Annotated in this window: 19 protein-coding genes and 2 other annotated features; of the genes, 18 read left to right on the top strand and 1 reads right to left on the bottom strand. The window is 28.6% G+C overall.

The window, feature by feature from the left end; all coding sequences use genetic code 11:
* Positions 1 to 52: 52 nt before the first annotated feature.
* From queG to thrS, 12 genes are all read left to right on the top strand, one after another.
* Positions 53 to 952: a tRNA epoxyqueuosine(34) reductase QueG gene (queG, locus tag FRIFI_RS12605; RefSeq protein WP_166506028.1), complete on the top strand. Its 900-nt coding sequence runs from the start codon at positions 53 to 55 to the stop codon at positions 950 to 952.
* A gap of 94 nt (positions 953 to 1,046) precedes the next feature.
* Positions 1,047 to 3,281 carry a Lon protease family protein gene (locus FRIFI_RS12600; protein ID WP_166506027.1) on the top strand — a complete coding sequence of 745 codons (2,235 nt, stop codon included), beginning with the start codon at positions 1,047 to 1,049 and terminating at the stop codon, positions 3,279 to 3,281.
* A 208-nt stretch (positions 3,282 to 3,489) separates the two neighbouring features.
* Positions 3,490 to 4,116, top strand: a complete 627-nt coding sequence (nth, locus tag FRIFI_RS12595; protein ID WP_092923450.1) for an endonuclease III — start codon at positions 3,490 to 3,492, stop codon at positions 4,114 to 4,116.
* 199 nt (positions 4,117 to 4,315) lie between these two features.
* Positions 4,316 to 4,786 (top strand): tRNA (uridine(34)/cytosine(34)/5-carboxymethylaminomethyluridine(34)-2'-O)-methyltransferase TrmL, encoded by a 471-nt coding sequence (gene trmL / locus FRIFI_RS12590; protein ID WP_092923453.1) that lies wholly within the window; start codon positions 4,316 to 4,318, stop codon positions 4,784 to 4,786.
* Positions 4,787 to 4,824: 38 nt separating this feature from the next.
* A complete protein-coding gene (locus FRIFI_RS12585) occupies positions 4,825 to 5,673 on the top strand; it encodes a DegV family protein (protein ID WP_092923456.1) in 849 nt (282 codons plus the stop codon).
* 319 nt (positions 5,674 to 5,992) lie between these two features.
* On the top strand, positions 5,993 to 7,042 hold the full coding sequence (locus FRIFI_RS12580; protein WP_166506026.1) for a BMP family lipoprotein: 1,050 nt from the start codon (positions 5,993 to 5,995) through the stop codon (positions 7,040 to 7,042).
* Between the two features lie 276 nt (positions 7,043 to 7,318).
* A complete protein-coding gene (locus FRIFI_RS12575) occupies positions 7,319 to 8,887 on the top strand; it encodes an ABC transporter ATP-binding protein (protein WP_092923462.1) in 1,569 nt (522 codons plus the stop codon).
* A complete protein-coding gene (locus tag FRIFI_RS12570; RefSeq protein ID WP_092923465.1) occupies positions 8,880 to 9,971 on the top strand; it encodes an ABC transporter permease in 1,092 nt (363 codons plus the stop codon). The genes FRIFI_RS12575 and FRIFI_RS12570 overlap by 8 nt, the downstream gene beginning before the upstream one ends.
* Entirely contained in the window at positions 9,971 to 10,906 is a 936-nt protein-coding gene (locus tag FRIFI_RS12565) for an ABC transporter permease (RefSeq protein ID WP_092923468.1), read from the top strand. Before FRIFI_RS12570 ends, FRIFI_RS12565 begins: the two co-directional genes overlap by 1 nt.
* Before the next feature lie 169 nt (positions 10,907 to 11,075).
* Positions 11,076 to 11,849, top strand: a complete 774-nt coding sequence (locus FRIFI_RS12560) for a putative sporulation protein YtxC (protein ID WP_092923471.1) — start codon at positions 11,076 to 11,078, stop codon at positions 11,847 to 11,849.
* Positions 11,850 to 11,987: 138 nt separating this feature from the next.
* The gene (locus tag FRIFI_RS12555; protein ID WP_092923474.1) at positions 11,988 to 12,590 is read left to right on the top strand and encodes a DUF445 domain-containing protein; all 603 of its coding nucleotides are present in this window, start codon (positions 11,988 to 11,990) and stop codon (positions 12,588 to 12,590) included.
* 52 nt (positions 12,591 to 12,642) lie between these two features.
* Positions 12,643 to 12,861 (top strand) — a binding site (T-box leader).
* 128 nt (positions 12,862 to 12,989) lie between these two features.
* The gene (gene thrS / locus FRIFI_RS12550) at positions 12,990 to 14,909 is read left to right on the top strand and encodes a threonine--tRNA ligase (RefSeq protein WP_092923477.1); all 1,920 of its coding nucleotides are present in this window, start codon (positions 12,990 to 12,992) and stop codon (positions 14,907 to 14,909) included.
* A 46-nt stretch (positions 14,910 to 14,955) separates the two neighbouring features.
* Here the strand turns inward: thrS and FRIFI_RS12545 are convergent, their stop codons facing one another.
* Entirely contained in the window at positions 14,956 to 16,359 is a 1,404-nt protein-coding gene (locus tag FRIFI_RS12545; RefSeq protein WP_166506025.1) for an ATP-dependent metallopeptidase FtsH/Yme1/Tma family protein, read from the bottom strand.
* 399 nt (positions 16,360 to 16,758) lie between these two features.
* Between FRIFI_RS12545 and infC the strand changes: the two genes are divergently transcribed.
* The 6 genes from infC to FRIFI_RS12515 all read left to right on the top strand — a co-directional run bounded on the left by infC (position 16,759) and on the right by FRIFI_RS12515 (position 21,123).
* Positions 16,759 to 17,286, top strand: a complete 528-nt coding sequence (gene infC, locus FRIFI_RS12540) for a translation initiation factor IF-3 (protein ID WP_442971103.1) — start codon at positions 16,759 to 16,761, stop codon at positions 17,284 to 17,286.
* Between the two features lie 27 nt (positions 17,287 to 17,313).
* Complete coding sequence (gene rpmI / locus FRIFI_RS12535) at positions 17,314 to 17,508, top strand: 50S ribosomal protein L35 (protein ID WP_092923487.1); 195 nt, start codon at positions 17,314 to 17,316, stop codon at positions 17,506 to 17,508.
* 58 nt (positions 17,509 to 17,566) lie between these two features.
* On the top strand, positions 17,567 to 17,923 hold the full coding sequence (gene rplT, locus FRIFI_RS12530) for a 50S ribosomal protein L20 (RefSeq protein ID WP_092923489.1): 357 nt from the start codon (positions 17,567 to 17,569) through the stop codon (positions 17,921 to 17,923).
* Between the two features lie 298 nt (positions 17,924 to 18,221).
* Positions 18,222 to 19,598, top strand: coding sequence for a TrkH family potassium uptake protein (locus tag FRIFI_RS12525; RefSeq protein WP_166506024.1), 1,377 nt, complete (start codon positions 18,222 to 18,224; stop codon positions 19,596 to 19,598).
* Positions 19,599 to 19,651: 53 nt separating this feature from the next.
* On the top strand, positions 19,652 to 20,323 hold the full coding sequence (locus FRIFI_RS12520; protein WP_166506023.1) for a potassium channel family protein: 672 nt from the start codon (positions 19,652 to 19,654) through the stop codon (positions 20,321 to 20,323).
* A gap of 2 nt (positions 20,324 to 20,325) precedes the next feature.
* Positions 20,326 to 21,123 carry a TrmH family RNA methyltransferase gene (locus FRIFI_RS12515; RefSeq protein WP_166506022.1) on the top strand — a complete coding sequence of 266 codons (798 nt, stop codon included), beginning with the start codon at positions 20,326 to 20,328 and terminating at the stop codon, positions 21,121 to 21,123.
* A 54-nt stretch (positions 21,124 to 21,177) separates the two neighbouring features.
* Positions 21,178 to 21,409, top strand: a binding site (T-box leader).
* Positions 21,410 to 21,444: the final 35 nt, after the last annotated feature.

Raw genomic sequence — 21,444 nt, 5'->3', positions numbered from 1 at the left:
CTTACATCTTAAATATTATAAAGCTAATAAAAAATTAATGGAAGGGAATTTTATGAATAAAGAAAAATTAAAAGAGTACTTTAAATCATTGGGCTTAGATACAGTAGGCATAACAGGAGTTAATGTAAACTATGAATTAGAAAAAAAATTAAAAGAAAGAATAGAAAAAGAACATATTACTGGAATGGAAGAACCTATTTTAGAAAACAGAATTAATCCTAAAAATATAATGAAAGATGCTAAATCTATAATAGTATGTGCCTTTCCATACCATATAGATAATGAAAAAGAGTCAAATTTATCTAGATACTGTAGAGGTTTAGATTATCATATAGTAGCGAAAGAATTATTACAGAAAGTATGCGATTATTTAGATGAGAATATCGAAGGATTTGAATATAAAATATTTGTAGATAATGGTCCATTAGTAGATAGAGAATTAGCTTATTTGTCTGGAATAGGGTATTTTGGAATAAATAATAATATAATAACAGATAAATATGGTTCTTATGTATTTATTGGTTATATTATAAATAATTATGAATTTTCTTTAGATAAGCCATTGGATAAAGAATGTATGAAATGTGGAAAATGTGTAAAATATTGTCCGGGAAATGCTCTTTTAGGAAATTATGATATGAACCCTAGAAAGTGTTTATCATATATAACTCAGAAGAAAGAAGAATTATCTTTAGAAGAAGTTAAAGCAATTAAAAATAGTGGGAAAATTTTTGGATGTGATATATGCCAAGAAGTATGTCCTCACAATAAAAATATAAAAGAAACTCATATAGAAGAATTTATGAAAGATTTAATATTAAATTTAGATTTTGAAGAAATTGATGAAATATCAAACAAAGAGTTTAAAAGGAGATATGGAAATAGAGCTTTTAGTTGGAGAGGCAAAAAAATAATAAAAAGAAATATAGAAATAATATTAGAAAAGTCTTAGTCTTTTAGATTAAGACTTTTTTTATAGATATATCTACGAAACTTTTACAAGCTATACAACATAAAATGTATAAAAGAGTTGAGGAGGTATACATATGTTAGTGTATAAAAACACATCAGAAATAGAACCTCTAGAAAGTATATTGGGGCAAGAAAGAGCTATTGAAGCTATGGAGATAGGTCTTAAAATAAACAACCCTGCGTATAATATATATTTAGCTGGAGAACCAGGAACAGGAAAAACTACTTATGCAATGAAAGCTCTTAAAAAATATTCATTAGAAAAAGATACACATAAGGATTGGTGTTATGTGTATAATTTTGAGCATCCAAGAGAGCCAATAGCTATAGGATTAAGAAAGGGATCTGGGAAAATATTTAAAAAAGATATAGAGAAATTAATTGAGACTTTATTAGATGAATTGATAGAAGCTTTTGAAAGTGAAGATTTTGAATTAAGCAAAAATCAACTTGTAGAAGAGTATGAAATAGAAAAAGATGCTTTGCTTAAGCAGATAAAGAAATATGGAGAAGAAAAAGGATTTAAGCTAAAAACTAGTAAAGTTGGAATGGTATTTATGCCAATAGAGGAAAATGGAGAAGAAGTAGATGATGATGAATTCTATAAATTAAAAAGAGAGTTAGAAAATATGGCAATACAAGTTGCATATAAAATAAGGGATTTAGAAGATGCAGCAAAAGATGCATTGCTTGACCTAGAAGAGGAAACTGCAAAGTATATTATTGATCCACATATAGATAACCTTAAAGAAAAGTATAAAGAGTATGAAAAGGTAAATTTATATCTAGATAATATGAGGAAAGATATATTAGAGTATGTTTATTTATTTTATATGAGTGAAGAAGAATTAAAAGATAAATATGATAAAGAACATTTTATAAAATATAAAGTAAATTTATTTGTAGACAATGGTGGAGATAAAGAAAACGAATCAGCACCAATAATCACAGAAATAAATCCTAGTGTATCTAATTTATTTGGAAAAGCAGAATATGATTATAATAATGGAAGTATAAAAACTGATTTTACAAAACTTATACCAGGGGCCATACATAAAGCTAATGGAGGATATCTAGTATTATACACAGATCAACTGCTTAGATATGGGTTATCTTGGGATATTCTAAAGAAAACGATTCAAACTAGAAAAATAAGTATAGATACGCAAACATCTATAACTCCAGAAAGCATACCTATAGATGTAAAGGTAATTCTTATAGGTGATAATTATATGTATAATCTTTTATATCATTATGATAAAGATTTTAGTAAGTATTTTAAGATATTAGTGGATTTTGATAATGAAATGGATGAAAGTGAAATTAATAGAGATGGAATAGCTAGATTTATAGCATTACAATGTGAAAAAAATAAATTAAAACATTTTACCTATGAAGCAGTAGAAGAAGTTATAAAGTTTTCTATAAGACTATCAGGTGATAGTTTTAAAATATCTACTCAGTTTAACAAAATACTAGAGATTATAATTGAAGGTGATGCTTATGCCACAATTAGAAATGCAGAGTTTGTAGATAAAGATGATGTAAAAAAAGCAATAAATGAAAGAAGGAAAAGACTTAGCAGGATAGAAAGTAAAATGGATGAATCCTTAGAAAATGGATTTACTTTAATAGAAACAGAGGGGTGTAGAGTAGGAGTTATAAATGGGCTCTCTGTACTAAATATGGGTGAATATTCATTTGGTAGACCATCTAGAATAACAGTAACTACTAGCCCTGGAAATAAAGGCATAGTAAATATAGAGAGAGAAGTAAACATGAGTGGTCCAATTCATAATAAAGGCGTATTAATATTAGGTGGATATCTATCTGAAAACTTTGCAACGGACTTTTTATTATCTCTAAATGCATATATATGCTTTGAACAAAACTATGGTGGAATAGATGGTGACAGTGCTACAGGAGCAGAATTATATGCACTTATATCTTCTATAAGTAAAATTCCTTTAAAGCAAAATATTGCAGTTACTGGTTCTATGAACCAAAAAGGGGAAATACAAGTTGTAGGAGGAATAACTGAAAAAGTAGAGGGATTTTATTATACTTGTAAGAAAAAAGGATTAAGTGGAGAACAAGGAGTTATAATACCTAAGAATAATAGAAGAAATTTAGTTTTATGTGATGAAGTTAGTGATGCTATAAGAGACAATAAATTTAAAATATATGAAGTAGAAAATGTAAAAGAAGCTATAGAGATTTTAACGGATATGAGTTTTGAAGATGTTAAGAAAAAAACAATAGAAAGGCTTAAAGAATTTAGCAATATAAATAAGAAGTTAAAAGACTAGTTTTATTATAAATTTCATGGGTAAGATATAAAAGGAAGTAAAATTATTTAAAATTTTACTTCCTTTTATAGAATATCAAAATACTACAGTATATAAAATTAACATATAGATTTAAATTTTATATAGAGATTAATAATTAAAATTTTACACATATATATAAAAATAATATAAATAATAAATAATATACAAGATAATGAGGGAGTCTAAGATGAAAAATATAAATAAGATATTAGATATATTAGAAGAAACTTATCCTGATGCTAAATGTGAATTAAATTATACTACGCCATTTGAACTTTTGATTGCTACAATACTATCAGCTCAATGTACAGATGTTAGAGTAAATAAGGTAACAGAAGAGATGTTTAAAAAATATAATACTCCAGAAGCTTTTGCTAAATTAAGCATAGAAGAAATTAGTGAAGAAATAAAAAGTTGTGGATTATACAAAAGCAAAGCTCAAAAAATAAAAGAAACATCAATTAAAATTTGTGAACTTTATAATGGACAAGTTCCAGATAGCCTAGATGAATTAATTAAGTTGCCTGGAGTGGGAAGAAAAACAGCTAATGTTGTACTTAGTAATGCTTTTGGACAAGATGCTTTAGCTATAGATACTCATGTATTTAGAGTTGCTAATAGAATAGGTATGGTAAATACGACAACTCCAGAAAAAACAGAATTTCCATTAATGAAAGTTATACCTAAGAAAAGATGGTCTCATTCTCATCATTTATTAATTTTTCATGGAAGAAGAATATGCAAGGCAAGAAAGCCAGAGTGTGAAATATGTCCTATACAAAAGTATTGTAAGTACTATAAAGAAAATAAATAGGACCTCTTGTTTTAAATACAAGAGGTTTTTATGTTTTTATGAAGAATTAAATTAGAAGACTGCATTATTGTTATAAACGTAATTTCTGTTATAATATAATTTAGAATATTAGAGTTTTAAGTGATAAGGCATAATAAAATTGAACGTACTTTAATATAGGTAAGTATAGTTGTTATTTAAATAAGTAAGGAGGGAAAATATGTCATTAAATATAGTTTTAGTAGAGCCAGAGATACCTCAAAATACTGGAAACATAATAAGAACATGTGCAGCAACAGGCACAAACTTACACTTAGTTAAACCTTTAGGATTTTCTCTAGAAGATAAGTATTTAAAAAGAAGCGGACTTGACTATTGGGATATAGCCAATATAAAGTATTATGATAGCTTTGAAGAAGTTGTAGAAAAAAACCCTGAAGGTAAGTTTTTCTTCGCAACTACTAAAGTCAATCAAGCTCACTCAGATGTTGATTATGTAGATAATTCATTTATAGTTTTTGGAAAAGAAACAAAAGGATTACCAAAAGAATTAATAGAAGCTAACTTAGAAACATGTATAAGAATACCAATGTTAGACATTGAGAAAGCAAGGTCGTTAAATTTATCTAACTCAGTTGCTATAGTTGTTTATGAAGCATTAAGACAATTAGATTATCCAAAAATGAGATAATAAACTAACCTTACTATAAAGTAATAAGGGGGAAGTACATGAAAGATATAAAAATAATATGTGATAGTTTATCAGATATACCTAATGAATTAATAGAAAAATATGATATAGAAGTAGTACCATTAACTGTAATCTTAAATGAAAAAGAATATAAAGATGGTGTAGATATATCAAATGATGAATTTTATAAAACTCTTAGGGAAGAGAATGTATATCCAAAAACATCTCAAGCTACATATGCTCAATTTAAAGAAGTATTTGAAAAATACGTTAATCAAGGAAAAAGAGTACTATATATAGCAGGTTCATCAGTTGCAACAGGAACTTATCAAAGTGCTGTTATGGCTAAAAATGATACAGATGGAGAAATATATACATATGATTCTCAAGCATTTTCTTATGTTATAGGAATATTAGTAGTTGAAGCTGCAAGAATGGCATCAGAAGGATATGATATAGATGAGATAATGAAAGCCATAGAAGAGTTAAGAGATAAGACTTATGTTTTATTCTCAGTAGATACGTTAGAATATCTACAAAAAGGTGGAAGAATATCTTCAACTAAAGCGGCTATAGGAAGTATATTAAATATTAAGCCGATATTAGATATAAAAAATGGTTTAGTTGCTCCAGTTTGCCAAGTTAGAGGCAAAAAGAATGTCATATCTAAGATGATAGAATTAGTAAAAGATAATTGTGGAGAAAATCTACAAGACCAAACAATATGTATTGGATACAGTGATGATTTTAAAGAAAGAGAAAGATTAACTGAAGCTGTTAAAGCTGAATTTAATCCAAAAGATATACTATATTTCCAAATAGGATCTTGTGTTGGTTCTCATGCAGGTCCAGGATTAACTGGAATAGTATGCATTAAAAATAAATAGTGTAACATAAAAAAGAGTCTTAAGCTTAAGACTCTTTTTTTATTTTTCTACTTATAATGACTTAATAAAATAAAATGGCTTAAAACTAATAGTTTGAAATTAAATAATAATATTTTCTGTAAAGTGATATATAAATTATATTTTACATATATATTTAATTAATAAATGAATTATTATGTTTAAAATAAGTCTTAAACACAAATTTTTAAGAAAAATAATATAATTTGCCATAAAAATAAATTTTTATGTAGAAAAAGTTTTTAAAATAGTGTACAATATAAATAAATAGTACACTATATTTAAAATTGGGAGGAAATACATGAAACTTAAAAAGTTATTAACTTTAGGGTTAACTGTAGTTATGAGTGCTAGTATGTTAGTTGGATGCTCATCTAGCAAGAATGCAGACTCTTCAGAGGCTGCTGAGGGGAATGAAAAAGTAATTAGAGTAGGTATGGTTACTGATGTTGGTGGAGTAAACGATGAATCATTCAACCAATCTGCATGGGCAGGCCTTGAGAAAGCTAAGAAAGAGTACGGAGATAAAATAGAAGTTAAGTACTTAGAATCTAAGCAAGATGCTGACTATGTTCCAAATATAGAAACATTTGTAGATCAAGATATGGATTTAATAATAGGTGTAGGATTTAAATTAGCAGATGCTATAAAAGAAGCAGCTGAGCATTATCCAGAAAATCAATTTGCTCTTATAGATGCTGCTTATCCAAAACAACCAAAAAATGTTACATCATTATTATTTGAAGATAACGTATCAGCTTATTTAACAGGATTAATAGCTGGTAAAATGACTGAAACTAATAAAGTTGGTTTCATAGGTGGTGTAGAAGGAGAAGTTATAGATAGATTTGATTACGGATATAGAGCAGGTGTTAAAGCTGCTAACCCAGATGCAAAAGTAGTAGTTCAATATGCAAACAGCTTTACTGATTCAGCATTAGGAAAGTCTATAGCTAATCAAATGCACAAAGATAATGTAGATATCATATTCTCTGCTGCAGGTGCTGCAGGTATAGGAGCTATAGAAGCAGCTAAAGAAAATAATAAAAAAGCTATAGGTGTTGACCAAGACCAAAACAAGTTAGCTCCAAACAATGTAATAACTTCAGCTATGAAGAATATAGATGTTGCAGTATTTAACTTAGTTAAGTCTATGATGGATGGAACTTATAAAGGTGGACAAGTTATAGTAAACACACTAGACATGGATGGAGTTGGAATAGCTCCAACTAGTGATAAGAATGTTCCACCAGATGTTTTAGAATATGTTCAAAAAGAAGCAGAAAAAATAAAATCTGGTGAAATAAAAGTTCCACAAAATGAAAAAGAATATAAAGAATTAAATAAATAACATTAAAGGCTATCCTGTAAGAATAGGATAGCCTTTAATATTTAAAAATAAATTATATATAAATTGGAAAGAATAAAACTATGTAATAAATCGTATTTTCCATACAATTAGATAAATATGATGTATAAATAAGTTTTAATTTATATATAATGTACAACAAAAAGCGATAAAAAATGACTTTTTTATCAAAAATAGTTAAAATAGTTTGTTATATATACGATATTTTAGTATAATAAAAATACTAGAAATTTAAATTAAGGAGGGTAAGAAAGAGCGATGAATAATAGTAATGTTAACTACAGTCAAAAAGTTGTAGAAATGAAAAATGTAACAAAAAAATTCGGAAACTTTGTCGCAAATGATAATATAAATTTGACTGTACATAAAGGGGAAGTACATGCTCTTTTAGGTGAAAATGGAGCGGGTAAATCTACTTTAATGAACATATTATATGGATTATACCAACCAACATCAGGAGAAATATACATAAATGGTAAATTAGTTGAAATGGATAATCCAAATGTTGCTATAGCAAATGGTATAGGGATGGTTCATCAACATTTCATGTTAGTACAACCATTTACAGTAGCTCAGAACATAATATTAGGTACTGAGCCTACAAAAGGACTTGGAGCTGTAGATATAAACAAGGCTATTGATGATGTAAAAGCTATATCTGAAAAATATGGTCTATATGTTGATCCAAATGCAAAGATAGAAGATATATCAGTTGGTATGCAACAAAGAGTAGAAATACTAAAAGCATTATATAGAGGGGCAGAAATATTAATACTAGATGAACCAACAGCAGTTTTAACGCCACAAGAAATACAAGAACTTATACAAATAATAAGAAACTTAACAAAAGAAGGTAAGTCAGTAATAATAATAACTCATAAATTAAAAGAGATAAAAGCAGCTGCAGACCACTGTACAATAATTAGAAGAGGTAAATATATAGATACAGTAAAAGTATCAGATGTTACAGAAGATGATTTAGCAGCTATGATGGTTGGTAGAGAAGTTAACTTTAAAGTAGACAAAAAGGAAGCTAAGCCAAGTAATGTTGTTTTAGAGATAAATAATTTAACTGTTAAAGACAATAGAAAAATATCAGTAGTAGATGAATTATCGTTAGAAGTAAAAGCTGGTGAAATATTAGGGATAGCTGGTATAGATGGAAATGGGCAATCAGAATTAGTTGAGGCTTTAACAGGCCTTAGAAAAGCTGAATCTGGAAGTATAAAAATAAATGGAAAAGAATTATTAAATAAAAATCCAAAAGAAATGTTTAACAATGGTATTAAAAATATACCAGAAGATAGACATAAGAGAGGATTAATACTAGACTTCACAGTAGCAGAAAATACAGTTTTACAAAACTATAAAGATAAGAGATTCTCTAAAAATGGAATATTAAATAAAGCTGCAATAGAAAAATATGCAGATGAAATAATAGAAAGATTTGACGTAAGACCTACAGATCATACTGTTAAATCAAGAGCTTTATCTGGAGGTAACCAACAAAAGGTTATAATAGGTAGAGAGGTTGACAATATAGAGGTAGCAAGAGCCACTACTAAAGAGGCACAATTATTAATAGCAACTCAACCAACAAGAGGATTAGATGTTGGAGCTATAGAGTTCGTTCATCAAGCATTAGTTAAACAAAGAGATGAAGGAAATGCAGTACTATTAGTATCATTAGAACTAGATGAAGTTATGAATGTATCAGACAGAATAGCTGTAATATATGAAGGAAAAATAGTTGGAATCGTCGATGCAAAAGATGCAGATGAAAATACATTAGGATTAATGATGGCTGGAGGTGAAGATAATGAGTAGTAAGGTAAATAAGAAAAAACTATCTTTAGCTGATAATACTATTTTATTTTCTATTATCTCGATAGTTTTAGGACTATTAGTAGGAGCAATAGCATTAATAATAGCAGGGTTTAATCCAATAGAAGCTTATTCAGCTATGATAGATGGTGTATTTGGAAAACCAAAGTTTATAGCTTGGGCTATAATAAGATCAACGCCACTTATATTAACAGGTCTATCTATTGCATTTGCATTTAGAACAGGACTATTCAACATAGGAGCTGAAGGGCAATTTATAGTAGGTTCTTTAGTAGCAACTATCGTAGGAGCTGGGGTACAATTACCAGCAATAATACACGTACCACTTACTCTTTTAGCAGCAGCATTGGCTGGAGCTGTTTGGGGGGGATTTGCTGGTTGGTTAAAATCTAAGTTTGGAATAAATGAAGTTATATCAACTATAATGCTTAACTGGATAGCATTTTACTTAAGTAACTATATGATAAAAAATACTTGGTTAGCTAGACCAAACAGTGAAGCATCAATTAGTATACATGACTCGGCTAGCATAGGTATAAGTTGGTTAAATGGATTAGTAGGACCAGCTACTAAAGTTAACTGGGGTATAGTTATATCAATAATACTTGTTTTAATAATAGCATTCATATTATTTAAAACTACTTTAGGTTTTGAATTAAGAGGAGTTGGATACAACAAATTTGGTGCTGAATATGCAGGTATAAATGTTAACTCAGCAATATTAAAATCAATGGCAATAGCAGGTTTACTTGCTGGTATAGCTGGAGCTATACAAGTTATGGGTGTATCAAATAACATAACAATATTAGCAGCTCAAGAAGGTTATGGATTTGATGGTATAGCAGTTGCTTTAATTGCAAATAGTAATCCAATTGGAGTTATATTCTCAGGATTATTATTCGGAGGGCTTAAGTATGGATCAACTAAGATGCAAGCTATAGGGGCTCCTTCAGAAGTAGTAAATATAGTTATAGGATCTATAGTATTCTTTATAGCATTAAGTAGTGTATTAAGAAATTTATATATAAAAATGAGAGATAAAAAAAATAAAGGGGGAATTGCATAATGGAAGATTTAGCTTTAATCATTAGTACCACTTTAATGTACTCTACGCCCCTTATATTTGCAGCATTAGGTGGAGTATTTTCAGAGAATTCAGGTATAGTTAATATAGGACTAGAAGGAATGATGACAATAGGAGCATTCTCAGCAGCAGCAGCAGGTGTTCTTATAGGAAATCCTTGGATAGCATTTTTAATTGGTGGATTAGCAGGTGGACTATTTGCTTTAATACATGCATTTGCAACAATAACTTGTAATGCAGACCACACAATATCAGGGGTTGCAATAAACTTATTAGCTCCTGGGGTAGCATTATTTACATCTAAGATAATGTTTGATGGTGCAACAATGACACCAACAATACCAATGGAAAATAAAATACCAAGACCTTTACATGGTTTATTTGAAACAGGAAGTATATTAGATACAATATTTAATTCATATGCAACAGTATTTTTAGCATTTATATTAGTTGCAGTAGTTTATTATGTACTATATAAAACTAAATTTGGTTTAAGAGTTAGAGCAGTTGGAGAACATCCAGGTGCAGCAGATACATTAGGTATAAGTGTTGCTAAAACAAGATATGCAGCAGTTATAATATCTGGTATATTAGCAGGTTTAGGGGGAGCATCAATGAGTTTAGCTGTTGTTTCTTCATTCAGACCTACATTAATATCAGGTCAAGGATATATAGCATTAGCAGCAGTTATATTTGGTAAGTGGAGACCTCAATGGGCAATGGTAGCTTGTCTATTATTTGGATTCTCTACAGCATTATCAGTATTCTTTGGTAATCCGTCATTGCCATTTAGCATAAATGAAAACTTATTATCTATGATACCATATGTTGTAACATTAATAGTTTTAGTTATCTTCGTTAAGAGTTCTAAAGCACCAGCAGCACTTGGTAACCCTTATAAAAAAGGTGAAAGATAATCAAAAAAATGATAGCTTAAAGCTATCATTTTTTTTAAAAATTAATATAATATGAATTAAAAATATAAAAACACATATAATAAAATCTATAAGATATATTGATATAAACAACTATCTTGAAATAATTATCTAGGTTCCTCTTAAATCAAGAAAGGATCACAAGTTAGGTATGAAGACAATAAAAGTGAGTTTATTATCAGAAGAAAAACTTTATGCTAAAAATATTTTTTCTAAAAGCAAGAATATATCAGAGGATAATGAAATTGTAGAAATTGAACTTGATATTAATGAGAATAACAAATCTACTATAAATGGGATATCTAGTATAGTAATGAAAATTATAAGAGATAAAATATTAAAAGACCATATAGATAAGGAATATAGTAATATTTATCCAGATGAAAAAGATGAAATATATATATATTCTTTAGAAATATTAAAAAATAAGGAACCATTTATAGAAGAATCCATACGGCAAAAGCTGCTAGATTATATAAGGACAAATGACTACATAAATTTAGATGGATTTGTTAATTTTAGGATGAAAAATTTTAAAAAATACATATTAGCTGTAACAGATAGGGCAGTAGAAGAATACATAATTAAAAAGGACCAAGATGAATTTATAAAGGTTCTTAAATATTTTATAGAAATTCAAGATGATAAAATTGACTTAGTGAAAGTGCATATAAAAGACGAAGATACTTTTCTTATATATGATAAAAATGGCAATAGAATAAATGAAATGAATAATGAAGATATTGTAAATATGGTTATAGAAGAAAACTTAAATTCAGAAGATTTTTTAATAAGCACTTTACTAAGTTTATGCCCTAAGAAAATAGAAATACTAGATACATTAAAAAATAATATATCTAAAGAAATGATAAATACCATAAAATCTATATTTGGAGATAAGGTTAGTATAGTATATCAAAATTAAAGAATATAGATAATTCTTCTTAACTAATGTAAGTTATGTTAATATTATACAATAATTAGATAGCTTTATTTATTAAATGAAAAAGCTTATAATTATGTAAGATATGGACAGAATTAATATTAGTAAGGAGATTGCAAAATGGATAATTTATTAAAAGTTTTAATACTTGCGATTATAGGGGGCGTAATAGGATATATTACTAATATAATAGCAATAAAGTTAATATTTAGGCCTATTAATCCAATAAAAATACCTATAATTAATACAGAAATAATCGGTATAATACCAAAAAGAAGAAGTGAAATAGCAACTAATATAGGTGAGATTATACAAGATGAATTTTTATCTATTGATGAAATACTTAATCAAGTTATTACAGATGAAGATAAGGATAAAATAGCAGAGTATATACAAATTAAAATAAAAAGTATATTAAATGAAAAAATGTCATTTGCACCAAGTTCAATAAAAAATCTTATACAATCTTATGTATCAGATATGATAGAAGAAGAAATAAAAAATAGTATAGATGATTTAAGTAGTGAAATGATAAATAAGGCTAGTAAAAGAATAAATATCCAGCAAATGATAGAAGATAAGATTAATGAACTTGACTTATATGAATTAGAAGAAATAATTCTTAAAGTTGCTAAAAATGAATTAAAGCATATAGAGATCTTAGGATTTGTATTAGGTTTTGCAATAGGAATAGTGCAAGGAATAATAATAGTAATTCTATAATATTATGGTTGATAGAACTATTACTATCTGATATAATGATACTAACTTAATAGAAATTGCGATGAAAAGGACAAGTAAAATAGAAACAATTTCCAGAGAAGATGAGTCACCGGCTGAAAGCTCGTCTAAATATGTCTATTTGAAAACTACCTTGGAGCAGAATTTAGTAGCATATGTGAAAGTATTCGGTTGACTACCTTATAGTCGTCTTAAGAGGGTGTATTATATACATCAACTTGGGTGGAACCGCGAATTTATACTCGTCCCAAATATATATATTTGGGTCGAGTTTTTTTAATTTCATGAAATAATAAAAATGATTTAGGTAATTATATTTAGATATCAGTATATCTAAATAAATAGGAAATAAATTAAAAAATAATAGAGGAGGTAACAAAAATGGTTAAAGTAACTTTAAAAGATGGTTCAGTAAAAGAATTTGAACAAGGTATCTCTATCATGGATGTAGCAAAATCTATAAGTGAAGGCTTAGCTAGAGCTATAGTAGCAGCATCTGTAAATGGAGAAGTAGTAGGTTTAGACTATAAAATAAATGAAGATTGTGAATTAAACTTATTTAAATTTGATGATGTAGAAGGAAAAGATGTATTTAGACATACATCAGCTCATATGTTAGCTCAAGCTATAAAGAGATTATATCCAGAAGCTAAGCTTGCAATAGGACCAAGTATAGAAAATGGATTCTACTATGATATAGACTTAGAGCACAGATTATCAGCTGAAGATTTAGAAAAAATAGAGAAAGAAATGAAGAAAATAGCTAAAGAAGATTTAGCTATAGAAAGATTTGAATTACCAAGAGAAGAAGCTTTAGCTTGGGCTAAAGAAAATGGTGAAGATTATAAAGTAGAGCTTATATCAGAGTTACCAGAAGGGGAAGTAATATCTTTCTATAAGCAAGGGGACTTTACTGATTTATGTAGAGGGCCACATTTACCATCAACTAAGAAGGTAAAATCAGTTAAGTTATTAAATGTAACAGGAGCTTACTGGCGTGGAGATGAAAAGAACAAAATGCTTCAAAGAGTATACGGAATATCTTTCGAAAAGAATAAAGATTTAGAAGAATACCTACACATGTTAGAAGAAGCTAAAAAGAGAGACCATAGAAAATTAGGTAAAGAATTAGAGTTATTCTTCATACCAGAAGAAGGTCCAGGATTCCCATTATTCCTACCAAAAGGTATGGAACTTAAAAATGCATTATTAAACTTCTGGAGAGAAGTTCATAGAAAAGATAACTATGTAGAAATAGAAACTCCAATAATATTAAACAGACAATTATGGGAAACTTCAGGTCACTGGTTCCACTACAAAGAAAATATGTATACTGTGGGTATAGATGAGCAAGATTTCGCTATAAAACCAATGAACTGTCCGGGAGGAATGTTATTCTACAACTTCAAGCCACATTCATACAGAGATTTCCCTATGAGAGTTGCTGAATTAGGTAGAGTTCATAGACATGAATTATCTGGAGCATTACATGGACTTATGAGAGTTAGAGCATTTACTCAAGATGATGCACATATATTCATGTTACCAGAACAAATAAAAGATGAAATAAAAGGTGTAGTTTCATTAATAGATAGTGTTTATAAGGTATTTGGATTCGAATATCATATGGAGTTATCTACTAGACCAGAATCTTCTATAGGAACTGATGAAGAGTGGGAAGTAGCTGAAAATGGATTAAGAGAAGCTTTAGAAGAGTTAAATTTACCATATAAGTTAAATCCAGGAGATGGAGCATTCTACGGACCTAAGATAGACTTCCACTTAAGAGATTGTTTAGGAAGAACTTGGCAATGTGGAACAATACAATTAGATATGCAATTACCTCAAAGATTTGATATAACTTATATAGGTCAAGATGGTGAAAAGCATAGACCAGTAATGATACACAGAGTTGCATTCGGAAGTATAGAAAGATTTATAGGTATATTAATAGAGCACTATGCTGGTAAATTCCCAGTTTGGTTAGCTCCAACTCAAGTTAAGATATTACCTATATCAGATAAATACAATGATTATGCTAAGGAAGTTAAAAAAGCTTTATTTGACAAAGGTATAAGAGTTGAAATAGATGATAGAGCAGAAAAAACAGGATTCAAGATAAGAGAAGCTCAGCTTCAAAAAGTACCTTACATGTTAATAGTAGGAGAAAAAGAAGAAGCTGATAAGAAAGTATCTGTTAGATCAAGAGATAATGGAGAAATAGGAAGCTTAGACTTAAATGAATTCTTAGAAACTATATTAAAAGAAATAGAAGAAAGAACTAATATAGAGTTAGCCTAATAAAGAAAAAGGGTATTAATAAAATTTTATTAATACCCTTTTTTGATTAATTTATAAATTGTTTAGTTATCAAAGACTTTAATTCTTCATGAGTCATAGTTTCATTATCAAATAAATGTTTAGAAACTACATGTAGATCATTTATATTATCCTTTAAAAGACTTAAAGTTTCATTGTAACAATTTTGGACAATATCATTGGCTTCTTTTTGAACTTGTTCAGACATAAATGTTTTTACATTTCCATCTATAGTCATAAATCCTAAGTTACTCATACCATACTCACAAACCATTTGATTTGCTATATCTGTTACCTTTTTTAAGTCATCTTTTGCGCCTGTTGATTTATGATTAAAAATTATTTCTTCAGATGCTTTACCTGCTAATAAAATTTTCATTTTACCAATTAATTCTTCTTTTGTGTAGATATATCTATCTTCATCAGGTAATTGGAGAACATACCCTAATGCTTGTCCTCTAGGTATTATTGATATTTTTTGTATAGGACAAATTCCAAGTATATTGCTAACAATAGCATGTCCTGCCTCATGATAAGATACTATTTGTTTTTCTTTTTCTATTAACTTAGAGTTTTTAGATTCAAGTCCTGCAATAACTCTCTCAAGTGCTTTATCAAAGTGATCAGTTGTTATAACATCACTATTATCTCTAACTGCAAATATAGCAGCTTCATTAGCTATATTTGAAAGATGAGCACCGTTAAATCCATGAGTTTTCTTAGCAAGTAATTCCAAATCTACAGATGGATCAAGAGGTTTATTGTTTGTATGAACTTTTAAAATTTCACATCTAGTATGATAGTTAGGAGAACCTATGTGTATATGTCTGTCAAATCTTCCGGGTCTAAGGAGAGCTTCATCTAAAAGATCAAGTCTATTAGTAGCTCCTATTATTATGACATTTGAGTCTTTAGTGAATCCATCCATTTCAACTAATAATTGATTTAGTGTTTGATCTTTTTCGTTATTACTTTCAAGATGTCTTTTTGCTCCAATAGCATCTATTTCATCTATAAAAATGATGCTAGGAGATTCTTTTCTAGCTTTTTCAAAAAGTGTTCTTACACGCTTAGCACCTACACCAACGTATTTTTCAACAAACTCAGAACCAGTAACATTGAAAAAAGATGAATTTGTCTCACCAGCTACAGCGGATGCAAGTAATGTTTTACCTGTACCAGGAGGTCCATAAAATAATACTCCTTTTGGTATTTTAGCACCCATTTTTTTGTACTTATCAGGAGACTTCATAAAATCTACTATTTCAAACAACTCTTCTTTTACTTCATCTAAACCAGCTACATCACAAAATGTAGTTTTAGGTTTAGTAGAAGCCGAGTCTTCCTTAGGAGATTCTTTCTCAAGTTTAGTTTGAGCAAATACAGGTACTGGTTTGTTAATCTTTTTAAAGAAATTGTCTAACATTTTCATAGTCATACACCTCAGATAAAAAATTGTTTATTGGTTTTATAATTTCTAACAAACCAAAAACCATCGAAAAATCATTTGTTTATATTTAAGTATAACCAAAACTTTGTTTAATCATTACTAAGAATATAAATTTTAGGTTAGTTATACATATTATGAGAATTAAAAAATTTAAAAAATAATAAAAAAATAGTTGCAAATAATATTTAGAAGTGATATATTATATAGAGTAATTAATAACAAAAGCAAGTAGAAGTCCGCTTCTCACCTTTCGACTTAGGTTGTCTGGTAAATATAAGTTCAAAACTTTAAATATATTATTTCAATATGTTTAGGTTTATATAAATTTGTTGACTTATATGGCGGGTGATTATATCATTCGCCTTTTATTTTATATAAAAAATTTGGAGGTGTCCTACCATTAGCAAGGAATTAGCAATCAACGAACAAATAAGAGAAAAAGAAATAAGAGTTCTTTCACATGATGGAGAACAATTAGGAATAATGTCAGCTAGAGAAGCTCAATTAATAGCTAACGAAAGAAACTTAGACTTAGTTATGATATCACCTAATGCACAACCACCGGTATGCAGAATAATGGATTATGGTAAGTATAAGTACGAACAAGCTAGAAAAGAAAAAGAGTCTAAGAAAAAGCAGAAAGTTGTAACTGTTAAAGAAGTAAGACTTAGACCAGGTATAGAATCAAATGATTTAAATACTAAGGCTAACAACGCTATAAAGTTCCTTAAAAAAGGAGATAAAGTTAAGGTTGAGCTAAGATTTAGAGGTAGAGAATTAGGACATAAAGATCTTGGAAAAGAAGTAATGCTTAAGTTTATAGATATAGTAAAAGAGTTTGGAGAACCAGCAAAGCCACCAAAATTTGAGGGCAATAACATGGTTGTAATCATAGATCCAAAAAAATAGATGATAAACTGAGAGGAGGAAATAAAAATGCCTAAAATGAAAACTCATAGAGGAGCTGCTAAAAGATTCAAAAAAACTGGAAGTGGAAAATTAAAGAGAGCTAAAGCTTTCAGAAGACATATATTAACTAAGAAAGCTGCTAAAACTAAGATGCAATTAAGAAAAGCAGGAATAGTTAGTGAAGGTGATGCTAGAAGAATAGCACAATTATTACCATACTAAAAATCGGATTAAATTAAAATAGAAATTTTAAAAGAGAAAAACAAAGGAGGTCACAGAGATGGCAAGAGTTAAAAAAGCAATGAACGCTCGTAAAAAGCATAAGAAAATATTAAAGCTTGCAAAAGGATTCAGAGGATCTAGAAGCAAGTTATACAGACCAGCTAATACATTCGTAATGAAGGCGTTAAAGAACGCATATATAGGAAGAAAGTTAAAGAAGAGAGACTTCAGAAAACTTTGGATACAAAGAATAAACGCTGGAACTAGAGCTCATGGATTATCATACTCAAGATTCATGAACGGATTAAAATTAGCAGGTGTTGAAGTTAACAGAAAGATGTTATCTGAAATGGCTATAAACGATCCTCAAGGATTTGCTAAATTAGTAGAAGTTGCTAAGTCAAAATTAGCTTAATTAAATAGTTAAGTTCATAAAAAGCCTTTGAATAAAATTCAAAGGCTTTTTTTATATCCATAAAATTATAGATTTTATACTCTATAAAAAAATAAAAAATTATATAATATGAATACGTTTTGTTAAAAATATGTAAAGGAAGTTTATAAATTGTGAATATTTTAAATAGGCCAATTTACATATCCTTTATTGTTTTTATATAGGTTTTGGAATATAATATAGTAATAATTGAAAAGAAGGATGTATCTAATGAGAAAAAACTTATTAGCTATAAAGTGAGAAGGAGGCATAAATACAGATGAAGACCATATTTAAGCGATTTATTGCTCTTATAAATAAAATGCAACCAACTCAAGTAATGGTTTTAGGGTTTGCTAGCGTTATATTAATTGGAGCGCTTCTATTAAATCTTCCTATAGCAACTCAAAGCGGAGAAAGCATCGGATTTATAGATGCCTTATTTACTTCAACATCAGCTGTATGTGTAACAGGATTAATAATGGCAGATACGGCAACTTATTGGAATGGATTTGGACACGTAGTAATAATACTACTTATTCAAATTGGTGGTTTAGGATTTATGACAATAACCACGCTATTTGCACTTATAACTAAGAAAAGAATAAATCTGAAAGAAAGACTATTAATCCAAGAATCTTTAAATCAATTTGATTTGTCAGGCTTAGTTAAGTTAACAAGGTATGTATTATTAATGACATTTACCATAGAAGGTATAGGAGCATTAATATTATCAACAGTATTTATACCTCAATTTGGGCTATTAAAAGGAACTTGGTATAGTATATTTCATGCTATTTCAGCTTTTTGTAATGCAGGATTTGATTTAATGGGGCCAGTTTCAGGTAAGTTTACATCATTAACATACTATGTAAATAACTTTACAGTAAGTGTTACAATTTCATTACTTATAATATTTGGGGGATTAGGATTCCCTGTAATTTTAGATATAATAAAAAATAGAAAATTATCTAAATTAAATTTACATTCTAAAATAGTATTAATTACAACAGTGTCATTAATATTAGTAGGTATGTTACTTATTTTAGTATTAGAATACAACAATCCTAAAACAATAGGAAAGTTAGGATTTGGTGGAAAAATGCTTGCATCGTTCTTCCAATCAGTAACAACTAGAACAGCAGGATTCAATACAGTCAATTTAACGGCAATGCATGAGAATAGTTTATTTATAATGATAATACTAATGTTTATTGGTGCATCTCCTGCATCTACAGGTGGTGGTGTAAAGGTTACGACTATAGCTACTTTAGTTCTAACTGTTAAATCATTTATACTTGGAAAAGAAGATATAGAAGTAGGATCAAGAAGAATTGGAACATCAATAGTTAGAAAATCATTAGGAATATTTCTTATAGGTATAATTGTTGTTTTATCTGGAACTATAATTATAACTATAACTGACCCAAGTTTTAGTTTAATAGAAGCAGGGTTTGAAGTAGTATCAGCATTTGCTACAGTTGGATTAAGTCTAGGTGGAAGTCCTAATTTAAGTACATTAGGAAAAATATTTATAATGTTATTTATGTTTATGGGAAGAGTTGGATCTCTTACAATATTTATGGCGATAATGTCTAGAAAAACAAAGAATAATCCTCCTATAAGATACCCTGAAGGGAAGATAATAGTTGGATAATATAGCCTTTACTTATAGTAAAGAATAATTTAAGTGTGGAGAGGACGAAGGAAATGAAGCAATATATAGTTATAGGTTGTGGAAGATTTGGAGCATCAGTTGCTACAACTATGCATCTTTTAGGTCATCAAGTGATGGCTATAGATAAAAGTGAAGAAATTATACAAAATATAGCAGATAAAGTAACTCATGCTGCTATAGTAGATGTAACAGATGAGCAGTCATTAAGATCTTTAGGACTAGGTAACTTTGATGTTGCAATAGTTGCCATCGGTTCAGATATAAGAGCATCTATAATGGCTACACTTATAGCAAAAGAAATGGGTGTACCTCATATAGTATGTAAGGCAAAAGATGAACTACAAGCTAAAGTTCAATATAAAATAGGAGCGGATAGGGTAGTATTCCCAGAAAGAGATATGGGTGTTAGAGTTGCACATAACTTAGTTTCTGATAATATACTAGATCATATAGAATTAGATCCAGATTATTCAATTGTAGAGATAGTAACACCAAATAGTTGGGTAGGAAAGACTTTAGTTGAATTAAACTTAAGAGCTAAGTTTGAAATAACTGTATTAGCTATAAAAACAGGTAAGAGCATAAATGTTACTCCAGCTCCAGATGAAGAGTTAAAAGCAGGTAGTATTTTGGTTGTAATAGGTCAAAATAGCCATATAAGTACTATCGCATCAGAAAATGAAGAATTTATTAGGAGAAAGTAATAATGCCTACAATAATAACAGCTAAAGATAATAATAAAGTAAAATATACGAAATCACTACTTAAGACTAAAAATAGAAATAAAGAATCTAAATTTATAATTGAAGGATATAGAATACTAACTCTTGCAGTAGAATGTAAGGCTAGTCTAGATTATGTATTTATAAATGAAGATTTTGAAAATAAAGAAGAACATCTTAAATTTTTAGATACCCTAAAAACTAATAATATAAAAATTTATAAAACGACTAATAAAATATTCAATGAATTAATAGATACGGAAAACACTCAAGGTATTTTAGGAGTAGTAAACTTTAAACAAAGAAATATAGAAGAGTATTTAAAAGATGAGCATAAATTTGTTTTAATATTAGATAGAATACAAGACCCAGGTAATATGGGTACGATAATAAGAACAGCAGATGCTGCAGGGGTAGATGCAATAATTGCATTAAAAGGATGTGTAGATATATACAATCCAAAGGTTATAAGGTCTACTATGGGTTCTATATTTGATATGAATATAATACATGCTACTCAAGAAGAAGCTCTAAGAATTTTAAAATTAAAGAATTTTGATATAGTATCAAGCTATTTAAATACAAATAATTACTACAACACAGTTGAATATAATTACAAGACAGCTTTAGTAATAGGGAATGAGGCCAATGGAATAAATGATGAACTAGTATCAAAATCTGATATGTTGGTCAAAATACCTATATATGGTAATGCAGAATCATTAAATGCAGCTATAAGCTCTGCAATATTAATGTACGAAATAAAGAAATACTTAGTGTAACACCTTGTAAACATTATACATAGTATGATATAATTAAACGCAAAAACAATATTATCAAATACTATGAAAGAGAAAAGTATTTTGAATTAACTTAGTACAGAGATAAGTACCGTAGGCTGAGAGTACTTTCTAAGTATCCAAAAGAAGTTCCCTCTGGAGTATTAAAGCTGAAATTACAGTAGGCTTTAACGTTAAAACGCGTTAAGTTTATTAGAGGTGGTTTAATAATTTATTAATTATTAAGCTACTAGGGTGGTACCGCGAATAATAGTCTTTCGTCCCTAGATAGGGATGAAGGACTTTTTTTATACAAAAAACTGC

The sequence above is a fragment of the Romboutsia hominis genome (assembly GCF_900002575.1).
Lineage (GTDB): Bacteria > Bacillota > Clostridia > Peptostreptococcales > Peptostreptococcaceae > Romboutsia_C > Romboutsia_C hominis.
Note: the sequence above shows the minus strand (reverse complement) of the source record. Positions and strands in the feature narration are given on the sequence as shown.